The following is a 20,495-nucleotide window of genomic DNA, read 5'->3' on the forward strand; positions in this document are numbered from 1 at the left end:
TCGTGAAGCTGGCATGAGAAATCGCCTCCGTGCGCATCCCGTGCGGAGGGGGCCGCTACCCCGCCCGACGATCGCGCGCTGGTCGTTGAACATAGTCTGCGCCCGGCGCTTGACAGCCGTATTGCGCTTTCGTGAAGCGTGTCTTGCGCAGCGCAGCAAGGTGCGGATTCATCGTGACATGACTGTCACATTTCACCCACAGAATCCTTCACGAATACCGGGAGGATGTCATGGAGAAGATCGAGGCCGTCGCCAGCCTGGGACAGGCGGAACTGCTCAGGCCGGCGCGCGTGCGTGCGGCGCTGGCCGCCAACGATCGACTGAAGCTCTATCTCAGCGTGCTGCAGGCGGCGCACGACTGCGCGCAGCGCGGCGACGCCCGCGCGCTCGACCTCGCGCGCGAGTTCGCCGTCGCCGGAGTCGATGCGCCCTGGCTGGCGCAGCTGCCGGCCACCGCCTACCGCGAGGGCAAGGAGCTGCATGTGGCCGGGCTCGACCGGCTGGCCAGCCTGCTCGCCGAGGACCTGTGCACCATGGCGCGCCCGCTCGAAGGCGACGCGGACTTCGCCGCGCGCTGTGCGCACTGGTGCGCCTGGCTCGAAGCGCTCGCGCCGGACACGCTGTCGTCGGCCCAGCTCCACGCGCTCACCAGCGGCAAGCGCGGCAAGGACGACAGCCTGCACCTGCTGGTGATGGACCTGCACAAGGCGCTCAACCGGCTCGCTTCGGAGCTCTCCAGCGAGACCATCGACGGCGCCCACGTGTGGCAGGTGGATGCGGCCGATCGCTCGCGCATCGCCGCCTTCATGCGCGGGCTCAACGCCACCCGTGCGCTCAAGCTCGATCATCCCGGGCTGGACACCGCCGCCACCCGCGACGGTGCGCGCCTGCTGCTGCAGAACGACATCGGCACCAACGACGCCCACGTGCTGGTGATCCAGGTCGAGGGTCTGCGCGTCGTGCTCACCTACTCCGATCTCCACCGTCGCCGCTTCGCGTTTTTTCAGTCGCTGCTGTGCGAGGTCGGCGCCAACTGGAGCGAGCCGCAGGCGCGCACCAGCGCCGGGCTCAACTTCGGCGCCACCTATTACGTCGGCACCGCGACCTTCGACTGTGCGGACGAGGAGGCGCTGTGCGGGGTGCTGGAGGGCATCGGCGCGCGCATCGTGTTCCTCATCGACTGGAACCGCGCGCGCAAGCGGCTCGAACAGTTCGTCGGCAAGACCGACGCGGTGGCGATCCTCGCCGAGGCCGCACGCCGGCGCGTCGGTCACATGGCCTGGCTGGCCGCCGGCGGCGAGCAGCTGGTGTTCGGCGCGATGCAGGCGCTCGGGCCGGAGTACTTCCGCATCGGCGACCGCCTCGACGGCGTGCTCGGCACCGAGAAGGCCCGCGCCTTCGTACTCGAGAGCATGGCGCTGGCGAGCGCGGCGATGCAGCAGCGCCAGCCGCTCGCGCTGGTCGCGGACGACACCCGCCTGCTGCTCGCGCGCTACCTGCACCGGCACGACGAGTTCGACCTGCTCGCCGAACACGCGGCCTACTGCCATGCGCTCGCCGAGGGTCTGCGCGACGGCCTCGCCCACGGCCACGAGCGCGACCGCAAGGCGGCGCGCGAATTCTCCGAGCGCGCCAAGGACTGGGAGCGCCGCGCCGACCAGCTGGTGATGGACGCACGTGCGCGCGCCGAGGCGCGACCGCGCTGGGAGGCCTTCGCCGAGCTGGTGGAGACCGCCGACGACGTCGCCGACGCGCTCGAGGAGGCCGCCTTCCTGCTCTCGCTGATCGCCGCTGATCACCACCAGGGCTGGCGCGGCGAGGTGCACCAGACCATGCAGCTGCTCGCCGACGCGGTGCTCGGTGCGGCGCAGGACCACGTGCGAGCGCTCGAGATTGCGCGCGGATTCGGCGAGGACAGCAGCGCCGAGGACCACGAGGCGTTCGTCGCCGCGCTGTGGCGGGTGCTCAACGCCGAGCGCCAGTGCGACGTGCTGCTGCGCGACGTGCGCCGCGCGCTCGCCGAGCACGTCAGCGACGCGGCGACGCTGAACCTGAGCACGGACTTCGCCCAAGCGCTCGAGTCGGCCACCGACTGGCTGCTGGCGACCGGCTACGGCCTGCGCCGGCTGGTCTTCAGCCGCGCGGGGGTGGGGCGATGAGCGCGCAACACAACGAGGAGAGTCCGATGATGGCGCATCCCGATGCGGCGTCCGCCGCCGCGCCGGCCGACGCCCGTCGTGTCGTCCGCCTGATCCACGCCGACGCGCCCCTGCCCGCCGATTGCAGCGCCGAGGCGCTCGGCTCCAAGGCGTGGAACCTCGCGCGCATGGCCGCGCTCGGCCTGCCGGTGCCCCCGGCCTTCGTGATCGGTACCGGATGGTGTGCCGAACCCGGCGCGCTCGCCGAGGCCGCGTGGCGGCCGGCGCTCGCCGAGCTGGAGCGCCTGAGCGGGCTGCGCCTCGGCGACACGCGCCATCCGCTGCTGCTTTCGGTGCGCTCCGGTGCGCCGGTGTCGATGCCGGGGATGATGGAGACCCTGCTCGACATCGGCCTCACCGAGACCACGCTGTCCGGCCTGCTGCGCGTCAGCGGCCATCCACGCCTGACCTGGGATGCCTACCGGCGCCTGATCGCCGGCTATGGCGAGGTGGTCGCCGGGATCGACGCGCAGCATTTCGACGCCGACCTCGAGGCCGTGCGCGGCGAGTGTGGCGAGTGCGGCCAGGGCGACGAGCGCGTGCTCGACTTCGCGGCGCTGCGTGAGCTCGCCGCCCGCCACCTCGACACCTACCGGCGCGAAGCCGGCGAGGCCTTCCCGCAGGATGCGCACGAGCAGCTGCGCCAGGCCATCGCCGCGGTGTTCGCGTCCTGGCATGCGGACAAGGCGCGCGCCTACCGCGCGATGCACGGTCTGGCCGACGACATGGGCACCGCGGTCACGGTGCAGCGCATGGTGTTCGGCAACGCCGGCGGGCTGTCGGGCGCGGGCGTGGGCTTCACGCGCGACCCGAGCAGCGGCGAGCCGCGGCCATGGGTGGATTTCCTCTTCAACGCGCAGGGCGAGGACGTGGTCAGCGGCCGGCGCAGCGCGCACGGCCACGACGAGCTCGCCGCGGTCGCCCCCGCGGTGTGGCAGGCCGTGCTCGACGTGACCGCCCGCCTGGAGCGCGCCTTCGGCGACATGCAGGACTTCGAGTTCACCGTGCAGCAGGGCGTGCTCCACCTGCTGCAGACGCGTGCCGGCAAGCGCACGCCGCAAGCGGCGGCGCGGATCGCGCTCGACCTGCTCGACGAGGGCGTGATCGATGCGGAAACCGCGCGTGTCCGCACCGCCGCGCTGGATGTGCGCGCGCTCGCCGAGCACCGCATCGTGCGCGCCGACGGTGCCGCGCTCGTGCCGCTCGGCCGCGCCGCGAGCGCGGCGAGCGGGGTGGCCTGTGGCGAGATCGTCTTCGACGAGGCGCGCGCCCGTGCCCGCCACGCCGCGGGGGCGAAGCTGATCCTGGTGCGCCAGGACGCCGAGACGCGCGATCTCGCCGCGCTCGAACTCGCCGAGGGCCTGCTCACCTGCCGTGGCGCGCGCACTGCGCACGCCGCGGTGGTCGCGCGCCAGCTCGGCAAGGTCTGCCTGGTCGGCTGCGAGGCCTTGCGTCTCGACGAGGCGGGGCGCACGCTCGAACTCGGCGGTCACATCCTGCGCGAGGGCGAGCTGCTGACTCTGGACGGCAACGAGGGCGCGATCCATGCAGGCGCCGCGGCGGTTGTCGAAGTCGTGCCGCAGGCGCTGCTCGCGCGCCTCGACGCGCTGCACGGACGCGAGGTCGCGGCGCTGCAGTCCTGAAGATTTTCCGGCGGGAGGGTTGTTCGATGAGCTTCAGATCCAGCTACGGCCACAAGTGCGCGATCGAACTGTATCGCGACGCCACCGAGCGCCAGGCCAAGCTGGCCGGCGTGACCATTCCCACCTTCATGTGCCGGCGCTGCGGCAAGCGCCAGTCGGTGAGCGGACGCCGCCAGGTGGTGCGCGGCAGCTCGCGCTACGGCTATCACTGCGCGAGCTGCAGCACTGCGCGGCCGGCTGGCGCGGGTTGCGAAAGCCGGCCGTCCCAGGTGTAGCGGCAGCGGGTGCCGTCGCTGCTCAGGCTGCGCGCGCCGCGGGTGCGCGGGCGCAGTCCGGCTGCAGGCGATTGACCCCGCTGAGGATTGCGCGGATCGAGGCGGTGACGATGTTGGCATCGATACCCACGCCGTAGCGATCGCCGCCCTGTCCGCCTGCCTCGGTGAGCTCGAGGAAGGCGCAGGCCTGGGCGTTGCCGCCGTTCTCGCTGGGCGCCACCGAGCGCTCCTCGAAGCTGCGCACCTGGACGTCGATGCCGGCGCCGCGCAAGGCGTGGATGGCGGCGTCGATCGGGCCGTTGCCCTCGCCGACCAACAGGTGGCGGGTGCCGCCGAACTCGACCACGAGGCGGATGCCCTGCGCCGCGCCATGCTCGAAGAGGTGGTGCTCGACGTAGCGCACCGGCTCGACGTTGTCGAGGTAGGTGCTGCGGAACAGATCCCAGATCGCTGCCGCCGACATCTCACCGCCGCTGGCGTCGGTGACCTGCTGCACCTCGCGCGAGAACTCCACCTGCAGGCGGCGCGGCATCACGATGCCGTATTCGGTCTCGAGCAGGTAGGCGATCCCCCCCTTGCCGGACTGGCTATTCACCCGGATCACCGAGTCGTAGCTGCGGCCGACGTCGGCGGGGTCGATCGGGAGGTAGGGCACGTTCCACGGCTGGCCAGCCTTTTGAGCGGCGAATCCCTTCTTGATGGCGTCCTGGTGGGAGCCGGAGAAGGCCGTGAACACGAGATCCCCCACATAGGGGTGGCGTGGGTGGATGGGCAGCTGGTTGCAGTACTCGACGGTGCGCGCGACCGCGTTGATGTCCGAGAAGTCGAGCCCGGGCGACACGCCCTGGGTGTACATGTTCAGGGCGAGGGTGACGATGTCGACGTTGCCGGTGCGCTCGCCGTTACCGAAGAGGCAGCCCTCGACGCGGTCGGCGCCCGCCATCAGGCCGAGCTCGGCGGCGGCGACGCCGCTGCCGCGGTCGTTGTGCGGGTGCAACGAAAGCACCACGCTGTCGCGGCGGGCGAGGTTGCGGTGCATCCACTCGACCTGGTCGGCATAGACGTTGGGCGTGGCGACCTCGACCGTGGCCGGGAGGTTGAGGATGACCTTGTTCTCGGGCGTGGCGCCCCACTCGGCGGTGACGGCGTCGCAGACCTCCCGGGCGAAGTCGAGTTCGGTGGCGGAGAAGGTCTCCGGGCTGTATTCGAGGCGGATCTCGGTGCCGCACTCCTTCTCCATTTCCGCGCCGATCTGCTTGATCAGCCGTACGGCGGAGACCGCGAGCGCGAGTACCTGCGGCTTCTCCATGCCGAACACGAGCTCCCGGAAGGTGGGCGAGGTGGCGTTGTAGACGTGGATGATCGCGCGCGGCGCGCCGCGTACCGACTCCATGGTGCGGCGGATGAGGTCCTCGCGCGCCTGGGTGAGCACCTGGATGGTTACGTCGGCCGGGATGTGGCCGCCCTCGATGAGCGCGCGCACGAAGTCGAAGTCGGTCTGCGAGGCCGACGGGAAGCCGACCTCGATCTCCTTGAAGCCGATCTCGCACACGGTGCGGAACATGCGCATCTTGCGCTCGACGTTCATCGGCTCGAACAGCGCCTGGTTGCCGTCGCGCAGGTCGGTGCTCATCCAGATCGGGGCGCGCTCGATGAGCTTGTTCGGCCACTGGCGGTCGGCGAGCGCGATCGGGGCGAAGGGACGGTACTTGGCGGCGGGGTTCTGCAACATCATGGCGCGGTCCTCGTGGGCATGGCGTGATTCGATGGACGAAAGTCTACGCGCCGTGCGGCGGCAGACGATTGCGTTGTTGCGGTGCGAGCGCGCTTATTTGTGCAGGAACATGCGTACTTACGAACTTGAATGAAATAATCTGCCTTTCGGAAAGAATGGAGCGCCCGATCGTGCAACTCGACCGCTACGACCGCCAGATCCTGGAGCTGCTCCAGCAGGATGGCCGCATCAGCAACCAGGAGCTCGCCGACCGCATCGCGCTGTCGCCCTCGGCCTGCCTGCGCCGGCTGCGTGCGCTGGAAGAGTCCGGTCTGATCCGCGGCTACCGCGCCCTGCTCGACGCCAGGAAGCTCGGCCTGTCGCTGATGGCGCTGATCCACATCTCGATGGACCGCCACACGCCCGAGCGCTTCTCGCACTTCGAGGCCGAGGTGGAGAAGATCCCGCAGGTGCTCGAATGCCTGCTGATCACCGGCCAGGACGCCGATTACCAGCTCAAGGTGGTGGTCACGGACATGGACGGCTACCAGGCGCTGCTGCTCGAGCGCATCACCCGTATCCCCGGTGTCACCGGCGTGCATTCGAGCTTCGTGCTGCGGCGGGTGATCGACAAGACGGCGCTGCCATTGCCGGGGGCCTGAGCCCCGGGTGTGCACAAACTGGATATATGTCACGTTGTGAGCGGATAGCGGGGGCGGGTGTCTGCGTCCAAGATCTTCGGGCTGCGTGGCCCTTGCGCCGCGCTCGAGTTCATCCAAATGAAGTCCGCCGTGTGCGGACCCCCAAGGAGACGACATGGACGCCCGCGTTCGCGAACTGGTCAAGGCCACGATCCCTGTGCTCAAGGAGCACGGCGTTGCCCTGACGACGTATTTCTATCAGCGCATGTTCCGCCACAACCCGGAACTGAAGAACATCTTCAACCAGTCGCACAACGAGACCGGCAAGCAGCCGGTGGCGCTGGCGATGGCGGTGCTGGCCTACGCCGAGAACATCGACGACCCTTCGGTGCTGGCGCCGGTGATCACCCTGATCGCCAACAAGCACGCCAGCGTGGGCATCCGCGCCGAGCACTACCCGATCGTCGGCAAGCACCTGCTGGCCTCGATCCGCGAGGTCCTGGGCGACGCCGCCAGCGACGAGCTGATCGCAGCCTGGGGGGTGGCCTATGGCGCGCTTGCCGACGTCTTCATCGACGCCGAGAGCAAGCTCTACAACCAGGCCTGCAACGCCGATGGCGGCTGGAGCGGCTGGCGCAGCTTCCGCATCATCGACAAGGTGCGCGAGAGCGAGGAGATCACGTCCCTCCACCTCGTGCCCTGCGACGGCGGCCCGCTGCCGGCCTACCGCGCCGGCCAGTACACCACCGCGCGGGTGTTCGTGCCCGAGCTCGGCGTGATGCAGTTGCGCCAATACACGCTTTCGATCGCGCCGGGGGCCATGCACTTCCGCATCTCGGTGAAGCGCGAGCCGGCGGGCGCGACCACGCCGGCCGGTCGGGTGTCGAACCGCCTGCACGACTTCTACAAGGTGGGCGACATGCTCGAGCTGGCGCCGCCCTTCGGCGAGTTCTTCCTCGACGAGACCCACGACGGCCCGGTGGTGCTGATCAGCGGCGGGGTCGGCATCACGCCGATGATCTCCATGCTCGACCGCCTGGTAGCGGCGGCGCCGTCGCGTCCGGTGCAGTTCGTGCATGCCTGCCGCAATGCCGCGGTGTTCGCCTTCGGTGCGCATCTGGCGAAGGTGGCGGAGCGCAACCCGCAGGTGAGGCTGCATCTGTTCCACGACGAAGGCGCGGTTTCGGCACCGGTGCAGGCGGGCCGTGTCGATCTGCGCGCGCTGGCGGGCGAGGTGCTGGCAGAGGGGGCCGACTACTACCTGTGCGGCCCGGTCGGCTTCCTGGAGGCGCAGATCGCGACCCTGCACGAGCTGGGGGTCGAATCGGCGCGCATCCATGCCGAGGTGTTCGACACCGGCGGCATCGCGACCTGAGGCCGGGGCCGGCTCGTCCGGCTTCGATCCGGCCGCGGGGCCGCGGCCTCGCGTGTGCGCAGCGCGGCCGCCTGGGGTCGGCGCCGGTCCGGTGTTTTTCGGTAGGAGCGACGCAAGTCGCGATTGCAGTGCCTGGAGTCCGCGCCTTCGCTTCGGCACCAGCCGATCGCGTCGCCCGTCGCTCCTGCCCCGTTCGCCTTACTGCCCGGCGTTCGGGAAGAAGAGCTGCTCGCCCTCGATCTTGTACGCGGCGATGGCCTCCTGGCCGGCGGGCGAAACCACCCATTCGACGAACTTGCGCGCCTCGGCCTGTTTCACGTGCGGGTGGCGCTCGGGGTTCACCACCATCACGCCGTACTGATTGAAGAGGCGGGTGTCGCCTTCGACCAGCACCGCGAGGTCGGCGCGGTTCTTGAAGCTGAGCCAGGTGCCGCGGTCGGCGAGCACGTAGGCGCCGCTCGATGCCGCCATGTTGAGTGCCGGGCCCATGCCGCAGCCGCATTCCTTGTATCCGCTCCCCTTGTTGTCGACCCCGGCGGCCTTCCAGTAGCGCAGCTCGGCGGCGTGGGTGCCGCTCTTGTCGCCGCGCGACACGAAGTTGCCGTTGGCGGCGGCGAGCTTCTGCAGCGCACCGGTGATGTCCTTGCCCCGGGTGGCGGCGGGGTCGTCCTTCGGCCCGATCAGCACGAAGTCGTTGTACATCACCTTGCGGTGCTCGATGCCGTGGCCTTCGTCGACGAACTTCCGCTCTGCGTCGGCGTCGTGCACGAACACCACGTCCGCGTCGCCGCGCCGGCCGACGTCGAGGGCCTGGCCGGTGCCGAGCGCGACCACCTTCACGTCGATGCCGGTCGCCTGTTTGAACTGCGGCAGAATGTGGCCGAAGAGACCGGACTGCTCGGTGGAGGTCGTCGAGGCGACGACGATCGAGGTGGCCTGCTGGGCGATTGCGGGGGCGGCGAAGAGGCCGATCGCCACGGTGGCGATTCCGGCGAGGCTGCGGCGGATGCGCGCGATGCGGGTGTTGCGGGTCATGCGGAGTCTCCTCGATTGGGGGTGGGCTCGCGGGGTGGGCGGTGTCGTGGCCGTCGCGGCGGCTGCGGCGACGGATGAGCCTCGGGCAATCTAGGCAGGCGGGTGGGATGGATCAATATGAAGGGATCTGCATAGGATGGAGGGCCGCAGCGGCGTGGATGCCGCCGCGCACCACGGACATGGACCAGAGCGCATGAAGAGCCGCGTGATCGAACGCTGGGTCGAGGCCCACCTCGCCGGACGGCGCATCAGCGCCAACTCGCTGATCATCTCGGTGTATGGCGACCTGATCGCGGTGCACGGCGGCGTGGTGTGGCTGGCCGACCTGATCCGGCTGATGGCGCCCTTCGGGCTCAACGAGCGCGTGGTGCGCACCAGCGTCTATCGGCTGGTGCAGGACGACTGGCTGGAGTCGGGACAGGTCGGCCGGCGCAGCTACTACCGCCTCGCCGCATCCGGCATGCGCCGTTTCGCGCCGGCGTGGCGGCGGATCTTCGAGCCCGAGGGGGAGGGCTGGAGCGGGACCTGGCAGGTGGTGATGCTGCCCTCCGCGCTCGAGGCGCGGGTGGCGGACAACCTGCGCCGGGAGCTGTCTTGGGCGGGCTACGGGGCGCTCAACGCCGGCGTGCTGTTGCGCCCGACCGACGACGCCTCGACCCTGCGCAACATCCTCGACGGCTGCGGCCTGCGCGACCGCGTGGTGCCGCTCACCGCGCGCGGCCTGGACGGGGTGACCGGCGCGGCCACCGACGAGCTGGTGCGCGAGTGCTGGGACCTGCAGGCGATCGCCGCCACCTACGACGGCTTCATCGAGCACTTCCGGCCGCTGCTGCGCGCCTTCGGTGCGGGCGAGGCCGAGCCGGAGCAGGCCTTCCTGGTGCAGACCCTGTTGATGCACGAGTTCCGCCGCGTGCTGCTGCACGATCCGCAGCTGCCGGTGCAGGTCATGCCCAACCGCTGGCGGGGGGACGCGGCGCGCGAGCTGTGCGCGCGACTGTATCGGCTGAGCTGGCGAGCGGCGTGCCGGCACCTGCAGGCGAGTTGCGCCACGCCCGAGGGGCCGCTGCCGCCGCCGTCGGCGCAGTTCTTCCGCCGCTTCGGCGGTCTGGAGCTGCCGCCGGCGGCGACGGACGAGGTCGCGGCCGAGGGCTGAGCGGGCGCTGTGAGGCGCCCGCCCGCATGGCCGCTCAGGCGTTGCCGAGGCGGGGTGCGCTGGCGAGGCCGGCGGGCTTGCCGCCGCGCACGGGGTGATGCTTGAGCGCGATGCCCTGGGTGAAGGCGGCGCGACGGATCAGGGTGTATTTGAACCACCAGCCGGCGCCGGCAGCCAGCAGACCCGCCGCGGCGAGCGCGCTGCCCGCGCCGGGCACGCCGGCGAGGATGCCCGCCGCGGCGAGCAGCGCGAGCCCAGCCGGCAGCAGGTGGCCGACGCGCACCATGCGCGCCGCGATCGCCTCGAAGGCCTGCACGCTGGGGGCCGGGGCGCGATCGGCGCGCAGGCCGTCGAGGTAGCGTCTCCACAGCAGCAGGCGGGCGCACAGGGCGAGCACGAGGGCCATCGCGGCGGCGATCTGCAGCCCGCCCGCCAGGGTGGTGGCGATCAGGCCCGCGCCCTCGGCCAGTCCGGTGCCCAGTACCAGCGGCGCGCAGCGCGCATGGCGCCAGGCGGGGATGCCCTTGTCGGCGGCGAGGATGCGCGCCTGGGCGTAGACGAAGGCGAGGCCGCACAGCCCGGCGAGTGCCTGCGCGGCGGGGTGGGCGGTGTAGAGGGCGAGCACGCCCGCGCCGAACAGCGCCAGTGCGACCGAGGCCTCGCGCGTCATCCACGAGCTGCGGATGTGACGGAAGACGTTGAGCGCGCGCCACGGTCGGCCGATCTCGAACCAGACGCACAGCAGCCCGAGGGCGACGAGGAGCAGGCCGGCGGCGAGTTGCGGGCGCACCTCGACACCGGCGAGGCCGGCGAGCCCGGCGAACAGCACGAGCCCGCCGCCGCTGCCGCCGCAGATGAAGTTGCCGGCGGCGCGCCAGTCCCAGTGCTGCTGCAGGCGGGGTGCGGGCTGGCCGGGGAGGGGGGAACGGTTCGGTTTCATCAGGCGTGATCCCAGATGTAATAGACGCTCGGCCCGGTGCCGAGCTCCTCGTGCATGTGGAAGTGCTGGGTTTTTGCGAGCAGGCGGCTGACCGCGCTGTCGGGGTCGTCGATGTCGCCGAAGACCATCGCGCCCGAGATGCAGGAGTTGACGCAGGCCGGGGTGACCTCGGGGTCGCGCCCGGGGATGCGTCCGCTCGCCGCGGCGGCGTCGATGCGTTCCTTGCAGAAAGAACACTTGGTCGCCACCGAGATGCGCGACGGGTCGAAGCGGATCGCCTCGGAGGCGATCGGCTGCTCGCCGTAGGCGAAGCGCGCTTCGTGCACGATCGAGCGCGCCTCGTAGGGACAGGCCATCACGCAGTTGGCGCAGCCGATGCACACGTCGTAGTCGATGGTGACCAGGCCGTCGCGGCGCTTCTGCGTCGCCTCGGTGGGGCAGACCGCCGCGCACGGCGGCTCGGCGCAGTGCATGCAGGCCGTCGGCAGGAAGCTGCGGCGCACGTCGGGGAACTCGCCGGTCTCGAGGTCGAGCACGCGGCGCCACTGCACGCCGGGCGGGGTGGCGTTGGCGTTCTTGCACGCCGCGGTACAGGTCTGGCAGCCCACGCAGCGGCGCAGGTCGATGCTCATCACATAGCGGGTCATTGCACGGTGCTCCCTTCGAGACGGCGGATCGCCACGCGCACGATGTCGGCGCCCGAGCCGGTGGCGTCGGTGAGTTCGAGCGACATCGGCGCCACGGTGTTGAGGCTGGGCATGCCGAAATCCTTGGCGACCGGGGTGGCCCAGTGGTCGAACTGGCCCGGGATGACCAGGGTGTCGGGGCGGATGCCGTGGGCGAGCACCGCCTTGCCGTAGGTGGCGCCGATGTGCGAGCGGATCTCGACGCGGTCGCCGTCGGCGATGCCGAGGCGCCTGGCGGTGTTGGCGTTCATGATCACCCCGGCGTGGCCCCGCACGTTCTGCGCCACCTCGCGCATCAGCGCGATGCTGACGTTGCCGCCGGTGTGGTACTGCATGCTCTTGGTGGCGAGCAGCCACAGCGGGTAGTCCTCGGGCTTCGCGCCGCTGTCGACCAGGGCCTGCTCCCAGCGCCCGGGAACGTCGTGCCATTCGGGCAGGGCGGTGTATTCGGAGAGCTGGGTGTCCCACCAGTGCATGTCGTGCTCGTGCAGGCGGTTGCCGAGCTCGCGGCCGATGCGCAGCAGGCGCTCCTGGTAGGGCAGCTCGTAGCGCAGGCCCTTCTCGGCCAGGGTGGGGGTGAGGTACCACGAGCGCTGCGGCATCGGCACGGTGTAGAAGCCGTGCTCCTTGAACCAGGCGAGGTCGTGGGTCTCCTGCCCCTGCGAGAGATCGGTGCTCGCCGCGCGGCAGATGGCGTCCCAGATCGTGTCCACGTCGTGCGTGCGCGTGGGGTCGAGGCTGAAGTCGTAGCCCTCGCCGGCGAGCGGCGAGACGCCGCCGGCGCCGCGGTTGATCGCCTTGTTGTAGGGCTCGAGCAGGCCGGTGCGGCGCGCCAGCTCGGTGCTGATCCAGGTGAAGTCGCGCGCCTCGCCCTGCGGCTCGACCGCCGGCTGGCGCAGCACCACGCCGCGCGCGGTCCAGAACTGCTCGACGAACTTGGTGCCGCCGACCTTGATCATCTGCAGGGATTCGAGGTCGGTGGCCTCGGGCAGCAGCAGGTCGGCGAAGAAGTTGGTCTCGTCCACCGTGTAGGCGAAGGACACGGTGAAGGGGAAGGTGGCGATCGTCTCCACCAGGCTGGGCGTGTCCCAGAACGAGATCGCCGGGTTGGAGCGGTAGATGAACCAGATGTCGGGCAGGGTCGGCTTGGGCATGTTGAAGTCGCGCGGCACCTCGCGCTGGAACATCCACGCCAGCTGGGTGGGGCCGAGCGCCTGGCTCCATGCCGAGTTGCCGACGATCGGCACCAGGGTGCGGTGGGCGTTGCGGCCGGTGGGCCGGGCGACCCAGTGCTCCTTGTCGGTGGGGTTGAATTTCTGCGCCATGAAGCCGTCCTCGCCAGCGGCGACGCTAAGGTGGCGGTCGTCGTGCGGGCGGTTCAGCCGCACCGTGGTGCCGAGGGTACCGCCCGGCACCTCGAGCGCGCCCACCAGGGTGGCGAGCACCGTGCGCGCCCAGCAGCACTCGAAGGCGCCCCAGCCGTTATTCACCGACTTGCCGAGGGTGACCGCGACCGGGCGCAGCGGCAGGGTGGCGCCGTCCACCTCGATGGTGGCGCCGACCTGCGCGTTCTCGAGGTACTCGCCCGCGATGCGGCGGATGGTGGCCGCAGGCACGTCGCAGATGCCCTCCGCCCACTCCGGCGTGTATTTGCGCATGTGCTCGACCAGCATCGTGTGGGCGGGTGCGCCCTCCACGTCGGCGAGCGCATGGCGGGCGTCGTCGGCATCCACGGTCACCGCGGCGGCGACGCGGAAGCGGCCCTCGAGCGCGGGCTCGACGCCCGGGGTGTCGAAGGGCACGGCGCGGCCGGCGGCGGGATCCCACACCAGCGGCTTCGCGCTGTCGGGGGCGCGCAGGTAGAGACCGTCGGGGCCGACCAGGTAGGGCGAGGACGTGCGGTCGCGCAGGAAGGGCAGGTCGAGCTGCCCGAGGCCGTGCTCGCACACCAGCACGTGGATCAGCGCGAACATGAAGGCGGGGTCGGTCTTGGGGCGGATCGGCACCCACTCGGACGCACAGGCGCCGGTGATCGACAGGTGGGGCTCGACCTGCACGCGCTTGTAGCCGCGCACGCGCGCGTCGGCGTGGCGGGTGACCGCGCACGGGCCGCCGGAGGCGTCGACGTTGCTGCCGATCGAGATCACGTAGCGGCAGTTGGGCGTGTCCGCGGCGACGGTGAAGGCGCGGTGCCAGAACTCGCCGTAGAGGTGCTCGGAATGCACGCACTTGACGCCCTGGCCGGAGCCGAAGCTGAAGTCGATCGGCCCCCAGGCGGCGAGGAAGGCGGGCAGGGTGCCCATGTACATCGCCGGCGTGCCGCCATGGCCGAAGCTGGCCGCCACGCGCGGCAGGCCGGAGTCGTCGACGAGGCCCTTCTCGCGCACCGCGGCGAGGCGGGCGGCGATGGTATCGAGCGCCTCGTCCCAGGAGATCGGTACGAAGCCCGGATCCTCGTTGCGCCCCTTCTTCGGGTTGGTGCGCTTCATCGGCTGCAGGATGCGGTGCGGGTTGTAGGTCTTCTGCACCAGGCCGTGCGCCTTCACGCATACGCGTCCGCGCGCGGGATGCACGTCGGCGGCGGCGAAATTGGGTTCGATCTCGGTGGCCACGCCGTCGATCACCTTGACGGTCATGAAGTCGGGGCCGGCGACGCAGTTGTAGCAGTAGCTCGGAATCTTGCGTTCGTTGCGGGCGGTGGCGGCGGTCATCGCGGACTCCTCGCTCAGTGCATGCGTTGCGGGTGGGTGTAGACGCTGTGGCGGTGGCCGCGCGCGAAGCCGACCAGGGTGACGCCCGCGGCCTCGGCCAGGCGCACCGCCATGCCGGTCGGCGCCGAGAGCGCGGCGATCGCGGCGATGCCGACGGTGGCGGCCTTCTGCACGATCTCGTAGCTGGCGCGGCTGGTCATCAGCACGAAGCCGTCGTCGAAGCCGCAGCCGCGCGTGGCGATCGCGCCGATGAGCTTGTCGAGCGCGTTGTGGCGGCCGACGTCCTCGCGCACCAGCGCGACGCTGCCGTCGCGCCGGCACCACGCCGCCGCATGCACCGCGCCGGTGAGCTGGAACAGCGGCTGCAACGCGGCGAGCTCAGCCTGGGCGCGCTCGAGCGCGCCGGGCTGGATCGCGGTGTCGGCGAGGCGGGCGGGCGGCAGCGGGCGCTGCAACTGGGCGAGGCTCTCGATGCCGCACAGGCCGCAGCCGGTGCGCCCGGCGAGCGCGCGGCGGCGTTCGCGCATGGCGGCGAAGCGCTCGCTGGCGAGCGCCATGCGCACCTCGCAGCCGAGGGCGTGCTCCACCACGTCGATGTCGTGGAGCTCGCGCGCGCTCGCGGCGATGCCCTCGCTGAGCGTGAAGCCGAGCGCGAAGTCCTCGAGATCCTGCGGGGTGGCGAGCATCACCGCGTGGGAGAAGCCGTTATAGACGAGGGCGACCGGCGCCTCTTCGGCGACCGCGTCCTCGCCGAGGATCGCGGAGTCGGTGCCCCGGCGTTCGACGCCGTAGCTGCGGTGCGCGCCGCTTGCGGGGGAAGGGTGGTCGAGCATGGGGACCTCCTGTCGGGAAGGAGCCGCAAGAGGGTCGTGCAGCGGCTTGACTTAATGATACAAAAAAATATCAAGAAATCAATATCTGCGTATCACAAAATTATAAAGTCAAGTTAAATCATGACGTTGCAGATAGTTAGATATCCACGAATAAGATTGCTCGTGTTGCTTCGCTATGGGGGATTTTGCATAGGATGGGTGCGGCGGGAGCCCGGGCGGTCCGTGCTTGCCGTGCGAGGGGCGGGCGTTCAGTGGCTGCCGAGGCGGTGATTCACGGCGGCCAGGTCGGACGGCGTGTCGATGTCCAGCCAGCTGGCGTCGTTGTCGACAGCGAGTTCGACCAGCGCCCCACGGTGGCGAGCGAGCAGTGCGCGTGCGCCTTCGTCGCCGGCGAGGGCGCGCAGCTCGTCACCGAAGCGCGCGGCGAAGCCTACCGGATGGCCGCGGCGGCCCCGGCAGACGGGGGCGGCGATGGCGGCGCCGGAGCGCAGCGCGTCGGCGACCAGGCGGTGCTGGGCGGTGGGCACCAGCGGCATGTCGCCGAGCGCGACCAGCCAGCCTGCGGCATCGGCGGTGGCGGCCACGCCACAGGCGATGCTGACGCCCATGCCGGGGTGCTCGGCGCCACAGCGAACCACCTCGGCACCCGCCGCACGCAGCTCGTCCTCGAGCGTGCCGGGCTGGGCGGGAACGACCGCCACCACCAAGTCGACGGCCGGCAGCAGGCGGGCGCAGGTGGTCGCGGCCACGCCGCGGCCGTCGGCCAGGCGGGCGACGAGCTTGCCGCCGCCGAAGCGGCTGCCGGCACCGGCGGCGAGCAGGATGCCGACGATCAGGCCGCGCGTGCGAGCGGGCATGCGGCGGACTCCGTCGCCGGGCGTGCGACTGCGGCCGTCAGGCTCGTGCCGTTGCGGCGTGCGGTGAGGTCGGCGACGATCGCGAGCGCGATCTCGGGCGGCGTGCGGCTGCCCAGCGGCAGGCCTGCCGGTGCATGCAGGCGGGCGATCTGCGCGTCGTCGAGGTCGAACAGGCGCAGGCGCTCGCGGCGGGCGGCGCTGGTTGCGCGCGAGCCCACTGCGCCGATGTAGAAGGCGTCGCTGTGCAGCGCGTCGATGAGGGCGAGGTCGTCGAGCTTGGGATCGTGGGCGGCGGCGAGGATCACGCTGCGGCGGTCGGGGCGCATCGCGGCGACCGCGTCGTCGGGCATCTCGGTGGTGATCTCCACGCCGGGCAGCGTCCAGCTCGCGCGGTATTCCTCGCGCGGCTCGCTGAGCGTGACGCGGTAGTCGAGGGCGAGCGCGAACTGGGCGAGATAGGCGGAGAGCTGGCCGGCGCCGACGATCAGCATGCGCCAGCGCGGCCCGAAGGCCGCGGTGAGCCGGGAGCCGTCGAACACCACCGCGGTGTCCGGGACGGAGTCGAGCAGTTCCACGGCGCCCGTGGCGAGGCTCAGCCGGCGTGCGAGCAGTTCGCCGCGCTCGATGCGCGCGAGCGCCTCGGCGAGCCGGCTGCCGGCGTGCAGCGGCTCGAGCACCAGGCTCAGCGAGCCGCCGCAGGGTAGCTGGAAGCGCCGGGTCTGGTCCGCGGTGATGCCGTAGGTGACGAGCTCCGGGCGCTCGAGCCATTGCGTGCGCAGGCGATCACTCAGGTCGTCCTCGATGCAGCCGCCGGAGACCGAGCCGGCCAGGCGTCCGTCGCCGCAGATCGCCAGCAACGCGCCTTCGGGTCGCGGCGAGGAGCCCCAGGTGCGCACCACCGTCGCGAGCGTGACCGGCAGTCCGGCCGCCTGCCAGGCGACGGCTTGGCGCAAGGTCTCGAGATTGACGCTGTCCATGTCGGTTCCTCGGGAAAGGAAAATGTTAGACACGCTAACTATTGGAGTTCAAACAATTACACTTCGAAGTGTAGCAGGGTGCCGGGCCCTTGCAAATTGAAAAGCACAGCAGCGGGACGTCCGGTTTCGTCTCGGCCAGGCCTTATGCCCCGGGGGCGCGGGCTCGCCGCGGACGACGCGCTTGCGCTAACCTCGCACGAGGCCGCCACGATGGCGGCAGACACGGAGAGCGGGCGGCAGATGCGCAGGATCAGGCTGAACTACGTACTCGGCGCGGACACGGGGTCGGCGCCGCTCCACAATCCCCTGCTCGACCTCCTGCAGGCGGTGCGCGAGCAGGGCTCGATCTCCGCCGCCGCGCGTGTGCTGGACCTCTCCTACCGCCACGTTTGGGGCGAGCTCAAGCGCTGGGAGCTCGAGCTCGGCCAGCCGCTGATCCTGTGGGAGAAGGGCCAGGCCGCGCGCCTGTCCGAGTTCGGCGCCAAGCTGCTGCTCGCCGAGCGCCAGGTGCAGGCTCGCCTGTTGCCGCAGATCGAGGCGCTGCGCGCCGACCTCGAGCGCGCCTTCGCGATCGCCTTCGACGATTCGGTGCATGTGCTGTCCTTCCACGCCAGCCACGACGAGGCGCTCGCCGCGCTCGGCGAGGAGGCGCGGACCCGCGGCCTGCACCTGGACATCCGCTTCACCGGCAGCGTCGATGCGATCCGCGCATTGAACGAGGGCCGCTGCACCATGGCCGGCTTCCACGTGCGCCTGCCGGCGGTGCCGGGCTCGCGGGGGTCGTCGTCACACTCGCAGCGCACCTACAAGCCGCTGCTGCGCCCCGGCCTGCACAAGCTGATCGGCTTCGCCCGCCGCAGCCAGGGCCTGATCGTGGCACGCGGCAATCCGCGCGGCCTGCACGGCCTCGCCGACCTCGCGCGCCCCGGCGTGCGCTTCGTCAATCGCGCGCGCGGCACCGGCACGCGGGTGATTTTCGACGAGCTGCTCGGCGAGCTCGGCCTCGCGCCCGCCGCGATCGAGGGCTACGCCAATGACGAACCCTCGCACGCCGCGGTCGCGCAGGCGGTGGCGAGCGGTCAGGCCGACGCCGGCTTCGGCATCGAGGCGAGCGCGCGCGGCCGCGGACTGGACTTCGTGCCGCTGGTCGAAGAGGCCTACTTCCTCGCCTGCCTCAAGTCCACCCTGGAGCACGACGCCACCCGCGCCCTGCTCGCGCTGCTGCGCACCGCCGCATGGCAGCAGCGCCTGGCCGACCTGCCCGGCTACGCGCCGATGCAGAGCGGCGAGGTGCTGTCGATGAGCCGGGTGCTGCCGTGGTGGCGCTTCGGGGGGCGTGGAAACGCTCGCGAAGGAAAGCAATAAGCTGATGTTTGAATTGCAATTTTCCGTGAAACATTAGCGCGGAACCTGGCCGCTCGCGTCCGAAGCGCGTAGAATCCTGCCCCTTGTTCACGCATTGCAGCACGGAGCGCGCCATGCTCTATCCCACCCGTTTCGATGTCATCGTGGTCGGCGGCGGTCACGCCGGGACCGAGGCTGCGCTCGCCGCGGCGCGCATGGGCGCGGCCACGCTGCTGCTCACCCACAACATCGAGACGCTCGGGGCGATGAGCTGCAACCCCTCGATCGGCGGCATCGGCAAGGGCCACCTGGTGAAGGAGGTCGATGCGCTCGGCGGCGCGATGGCGGCGGCCACCGACGAGGGCGGCATCCAGTTCCGCATCCTCAACGCGTCCAAGGGCCCGGCGGTGCGCGCCACCCGCGCCCAGGCCGACCGCGTGCTGTACAAGGCGGCGATCCGCCGGCGGCTGGAGAACCAGCCGAACCTGTGGCTGTTCCAGCAGGCGGTGGACGATCTCACCGTGGTCGGCGACCGCGTCACCGGCGTGGTCACCCAGATCGGCCTGCGCTTCGAGGCGCCGGCGGTGGTGCTGACCGCGGGCACCTTCCTCAACGGCCTGGTGCATGTGGGGATGCAGAACTACTCCGCCGGGCGCGCGGGCGACCCGCCGGCGATCTCGCTCGGGGCGCGGCTCAAGGAGCTGGCGCTGCCGCAGGGGCGCCTGAAGACCGGCACGCCGCCGCGGCTGGACGCGCGCACGATCGACTTCTCGGTGATGACGGTGCAGCCGGGCGACGATCCGGTGCCGGTGTTCAGCTTCCTCGGCCATGCCGCGCAGCACCTGCGCCAGCTGCCGTGCTGGATGACGCAGACCAACGAGCGCACGCATGACGTGATCCGCGCCAACCTCGACCGCTCGCCGATGTATTCCGGCGTGATCGAGGGCGTGGGGCCGCGCTACTGTCCGTCGATCGAGGACAAGATCCACCGCTTCGCAGACAAGGACAGCCACAACATCTTCCTCGAGCCCGAGGGCCTGGAAACGCACGAGATCTACCCCAACGGCATCTCCACCTCGCTACCCTTCGACGTGCAGCTGCAGATCGTGCGCAGCATCCGCGGCCTGGAGAACGCCCACATCCTGCGCCCCGGCTACGCCATCGAGTACGACTACTTCGACCCGCGCAACCTCAAGTCCAGCCTGGAGACCAAGTCGATCGGCGGGCTCTTCTTCGCCGGCCAGATCAACGGCACCACCGGCTACGAGGAGGCCGCCGCTCAGGGCCTGCTCGCCGGCGCCAACGCCGCGCTGCAGGTGCAGGGGCGCGAGCCTTGGTGCCCGCGCCGCGACGAGGCCTACCTGGGCGTGCTGGTGGACGACCTGATCACCCGCGGCGTGTCCGAGCCCTACCGCATGTTCACCTCGCGCGCCGAGTACCGCCTCAGCTTGCGCGAGGACAACGCCGACCTGCGCCTGACCGGGAAGGGCCGCGAGTTGGGCCTGGTCGACGACGTGCGCTGGGCCGCCTTCTGCGCCAAGCGCGAGGCCATCGAGCGTGGCACGGCGCAGCTGAAGGCGGCGTGGGCGCGGCCGGAGGCGATTCCGGCCGAGGACCAGCAGCGCGTGCTCGGCAAGGCGCTCGAGCGCGAGCAGCGCTACTTCGAGCTGCTGCGCCGGCCGGAGACCAGTTACGCCTCGCTGATGAGCCTGCCCGGCGCGCCGGACGAGCGCGAGACCGACGCGCAGGTGATCGAGCAGATCGAGATCGCCGCCAAGTACCAGGGCTACATCGACCGCCAGCAGGACGAGGTCACGAAGCAGATGCAGGCCGAGGCCACGCGCTTGCCGGTTGGCCTCGACTACGCCCAGGTGCGCGGCCTGTCCAAGGAAGTGCAGCAGAAGCTCAACCAGCACAAGCCCGAGACCATCGGCCAGGCCGGCCGTATCCAGGGCGTGACCCCGGCGGCGATCTCGCTGCTGCTGGTGTGGCTCAAGCGCCGCGACTTGGCGGCGCGCGCGGGCGCTGTGGCGCCCGAGCTTGCGGCGCCTGCGGACGCGGGCGACGACGTGGCACGGAGGCCGGCGGCATGAGCGCGCTCGTATGGCGGCCG

Annotated in this window: 16 protein-coding genes; 8 read left to right on the top strand and 8 right to left on the bottom strand. The window is 70.9% G+C overall.

Annotation, left to right across the window (positions count from 1 at the left end):
• The first annotated feature begins 230 nt into the window (after nt 1-230).
• The 3 genes from ACZ5PP_RS12645 to ACZ5PP_RS12655 are packed head-to-tail and all read left to right on the top strand — an operon-like array spanning nt 231 to nt 4,116.
• Complete coding sequence (locus ACZ5PP_RS12645) at nt 231-2,159, top strand: DUF47 family protein (protein ID WP_464826105.1); 1,929 nt, start codon at nt 231-233, stop codon at nt 2,157-2,159.
• A 26-nt stretch (nt 2,160-2,185) separates the two neighbouring features.
• On the top strand, nt 2,186-3,841 hold the full coding sequence (locus ACZ5PP_RS12650) for a PEP/pyruvate-binding domain-containing protein (RefSeq protein WP_012584296.1): 1,656 nt from the start codon (nt 2,186-2,188) through the stop codon (nt 3,839-3,841).
• A 26-nt stretch (nt 3,842-3,867) separates the two neighbouring features.
• Complete coding sequence (locus tag ACZ5PP_RS12655; protein WP_004324820.1) at nt 3,868-4,116, top strand: hypothetical protein; 249 nt, start codon at nt 3,868-3,870, stop codon at nt 4,114-4,116.
• Nucleotides 4,117-4,138: 22 nt separating this feature from the next.
• Here the strand turns inward: ACZ5PP_RS12655 and leuA are convergent, their stop codons facing one another.
• Nucleotides 4,139-5,851 carry a 2-isopropylmalate synthase gene (gene leuA, locus ACZ5PP_RS12660; protein ID WP_273423543.1) on the bottom strand — a complete coding sequence of 571 codons (1,713 nt, stop codon included), beginning with the start codon at nt 5,849-5,851 and terminating at the stop codon, nt 4,139-4,141.
• A gap of 170 nt (nt 5,852-6,021) precedes the next feature.
• Between leuA and ACZ5PP_RS12665 the strand changes: the two genes are divergently transcribed.
• Complete coding sequence (locus ACZ5PP_RS12665; protein WP_231570607.1) at nt 6,022-6,492, top strand: Lrp/AsnC family transcriptional regulator; 471 nt, start codon at nt 6,022-6,024, stop codon at nt 6,490-6,492.
• 154 nt (nt 6,493-6,646) lie between these two features.
• Nucleotides 6,647-7,846 (top strand): NO-inducible flavohemoprotein, encoded by a 1,200-nt coding sequence (hmpA, locus tag ACZ5PP_RS12670; protein ID WP_004324814.1) that lies wholly within the window; start codon nt 6,647-6,649, stop codon nt 7,844-7,846.
• A gap of 198 nt (nt 7,847-8,044) precedes the next feature.
• Here the strand turns inward: hmpA and ACZ5PP_RS12675 are convergent, their stop codons facing one another.
• Nucleotides 8,045-8,881 carry an ABC transporter substrate-binding protein gene (locus tag ACZ5PP_RS12675; RefSeq protein ID WP_043741930.1) on the bottom strand — a complete coding sequence of 279 codons (837 nt, stop codon included), beginning with the start codon at nt 8,879-8,881 and terminating at the stop codon, nt 8,045-8,047.
• 193 nt (nt 8,882-9,074) lie between these two features.
• Here ACZ5PP_RS12675 and paaX point away from each other — a divergent pair, with 193 nt between their 5' ends.
• Complete coding sequence (gene paaX, locus ACZ5PP_RS12680; protein WP_004324810.1) at nt 9,075-10,034, top strand: phenylacetic acid degradation operon negative regulatory protein PaaX; 960 nt, start codon at nt 9,075-9,077, stop codon at nt 10,032-10,034.
• Nucleotides 10,035-10,068: 34 nt separating this feature from the next.
• Here the strand turns inward: paaX and ACZ5PP_RS12685 are convergent, their stop codons facing one another.
• The 6 genes from ACZ5PP_RS12685 to ACZ5PP_RS12710 form a co-directional block, all read right to left on the bottom strand.
• Nucleotides 10,069-10,974: a DmsC/YnfH family molybdoenzyme membrane anchor subunit gene (locus ACZ5PP_RS12685; protein WP_012584298.1), complete on the bottom strand. Its 906-nt coding sequence runs from the start codon at nt 10,972-10,974 to the stop codon at nt 10,069-10,071.
• Complete coding sequence (locus ACZ5PP_RS12690) at nt 10,974-11,621, bottom strand: 4Fe-4S dicluster domain-containing protein (RefSeq protein WP_004301603.1); 648 nt, start codon at nt 11,619-11,621, stop codon at nt 10,974-10,976. Before ACZ5PP_RS12690 ends, ACZ5PP_RS12685 begins: the two co-directional genes overlap by 1 nt.
• Nucleotides 11,618-14,371 (bottom strand): molybdopterin-dependent oxidoreductase, encoded by a 2,754-nt coding sequence (locus ACZ5PP_RS12695; RefSeq protein ID WP_004301606.1) that lies wholly within the window; start codon nt 14,369-14,371, stop codon nt 11,618-11,620. The genes ACZ5PP_RS12690 and ACZ5PP_RS12695 overlap by 4 nt, the downstream gene beginning before the upstream one ends.
• A gap of 14 nt (nt 14,372-14,385) precedes the next feature.
• Nucleotides 14,386-15,204 carry a formate dehydrogenase accessory sulfurtransferase FdhD gene (gene fdhD / locus ACZ5PP_RS12700; RefSeq protein ID WP_004301608.1) on the bottom strand — a complete coding sequence of 273 codons (819 nt, stop codon included), beginning with the start codon at nt 15,202-15,204 and terminating at the stop codon, nt 14,386-14,388.
• A gap of 248 nt (nt 15,205-15,452) precedes the next feature.
• A complete protein-coding gene (locus ACZ5PP_RS12705) occupies nt 15,453-16,061 on the bottom strand; it encodes a nucleotidyltransferase family protein (protein WP_464826106.1) in 609 nt (202 codons plus the stop codon).
• Nucleotides 16,037-17,038, bottom strand: a complete 1,002-nt coding sequence (locus ACZ5PP_RS12710) for an XdhC family protein (protein ID WP_273424341.1) — start codon at nt 17,036-17,038, stop codon at nt 16,037-16,039. The genes ACZ5PP_RS12705 and ACZ5PP_RS12710 overlap by 25 nt, the downstream gene beginning before the upstream one ends.
• 240 nt (nt 17,039-17,278) lie before the next feature.
• Here ACZ5PP_RS12710 and ACZ5PP_RS12715 point away from each other — a divergent pair, with 240 nt between their 5' ends.
• The gene (locus tag ACZ5PP_RS12715) at nt 17,279-18,403 is read left to right on the top strand and encodes a substrate-binding domain-containing protein (protein WP_004301616.1); all 1,125 of its coding nucleotides are present in this window, start codon (nt 17,279-17,281) and stop codon (nt 18,401-18,403) included.
• 113 nt (nt 18,404-18,516) lie between these two features.
• Nucleotides 18,517-20,475 (top strand): tRNA uridine-5-carboxymethylaminomethyl(34) synthesis enzyme MnmG, encoded by a 1,959-nt coding sequence (mnmG, locus tag ACZ5PP_RS12720; RefSeq protein WP_464826107.1) that lies wholly within the window; start codon nt 18,517-18,519, stop codon nt 20,473-20,475.
• Nucleotides 20,476-20,495 lie beyond the last annotated feature (20 nt).

It is taken from the genome of Thauera sp. DNT-1 (assembly GCF_055393985.1).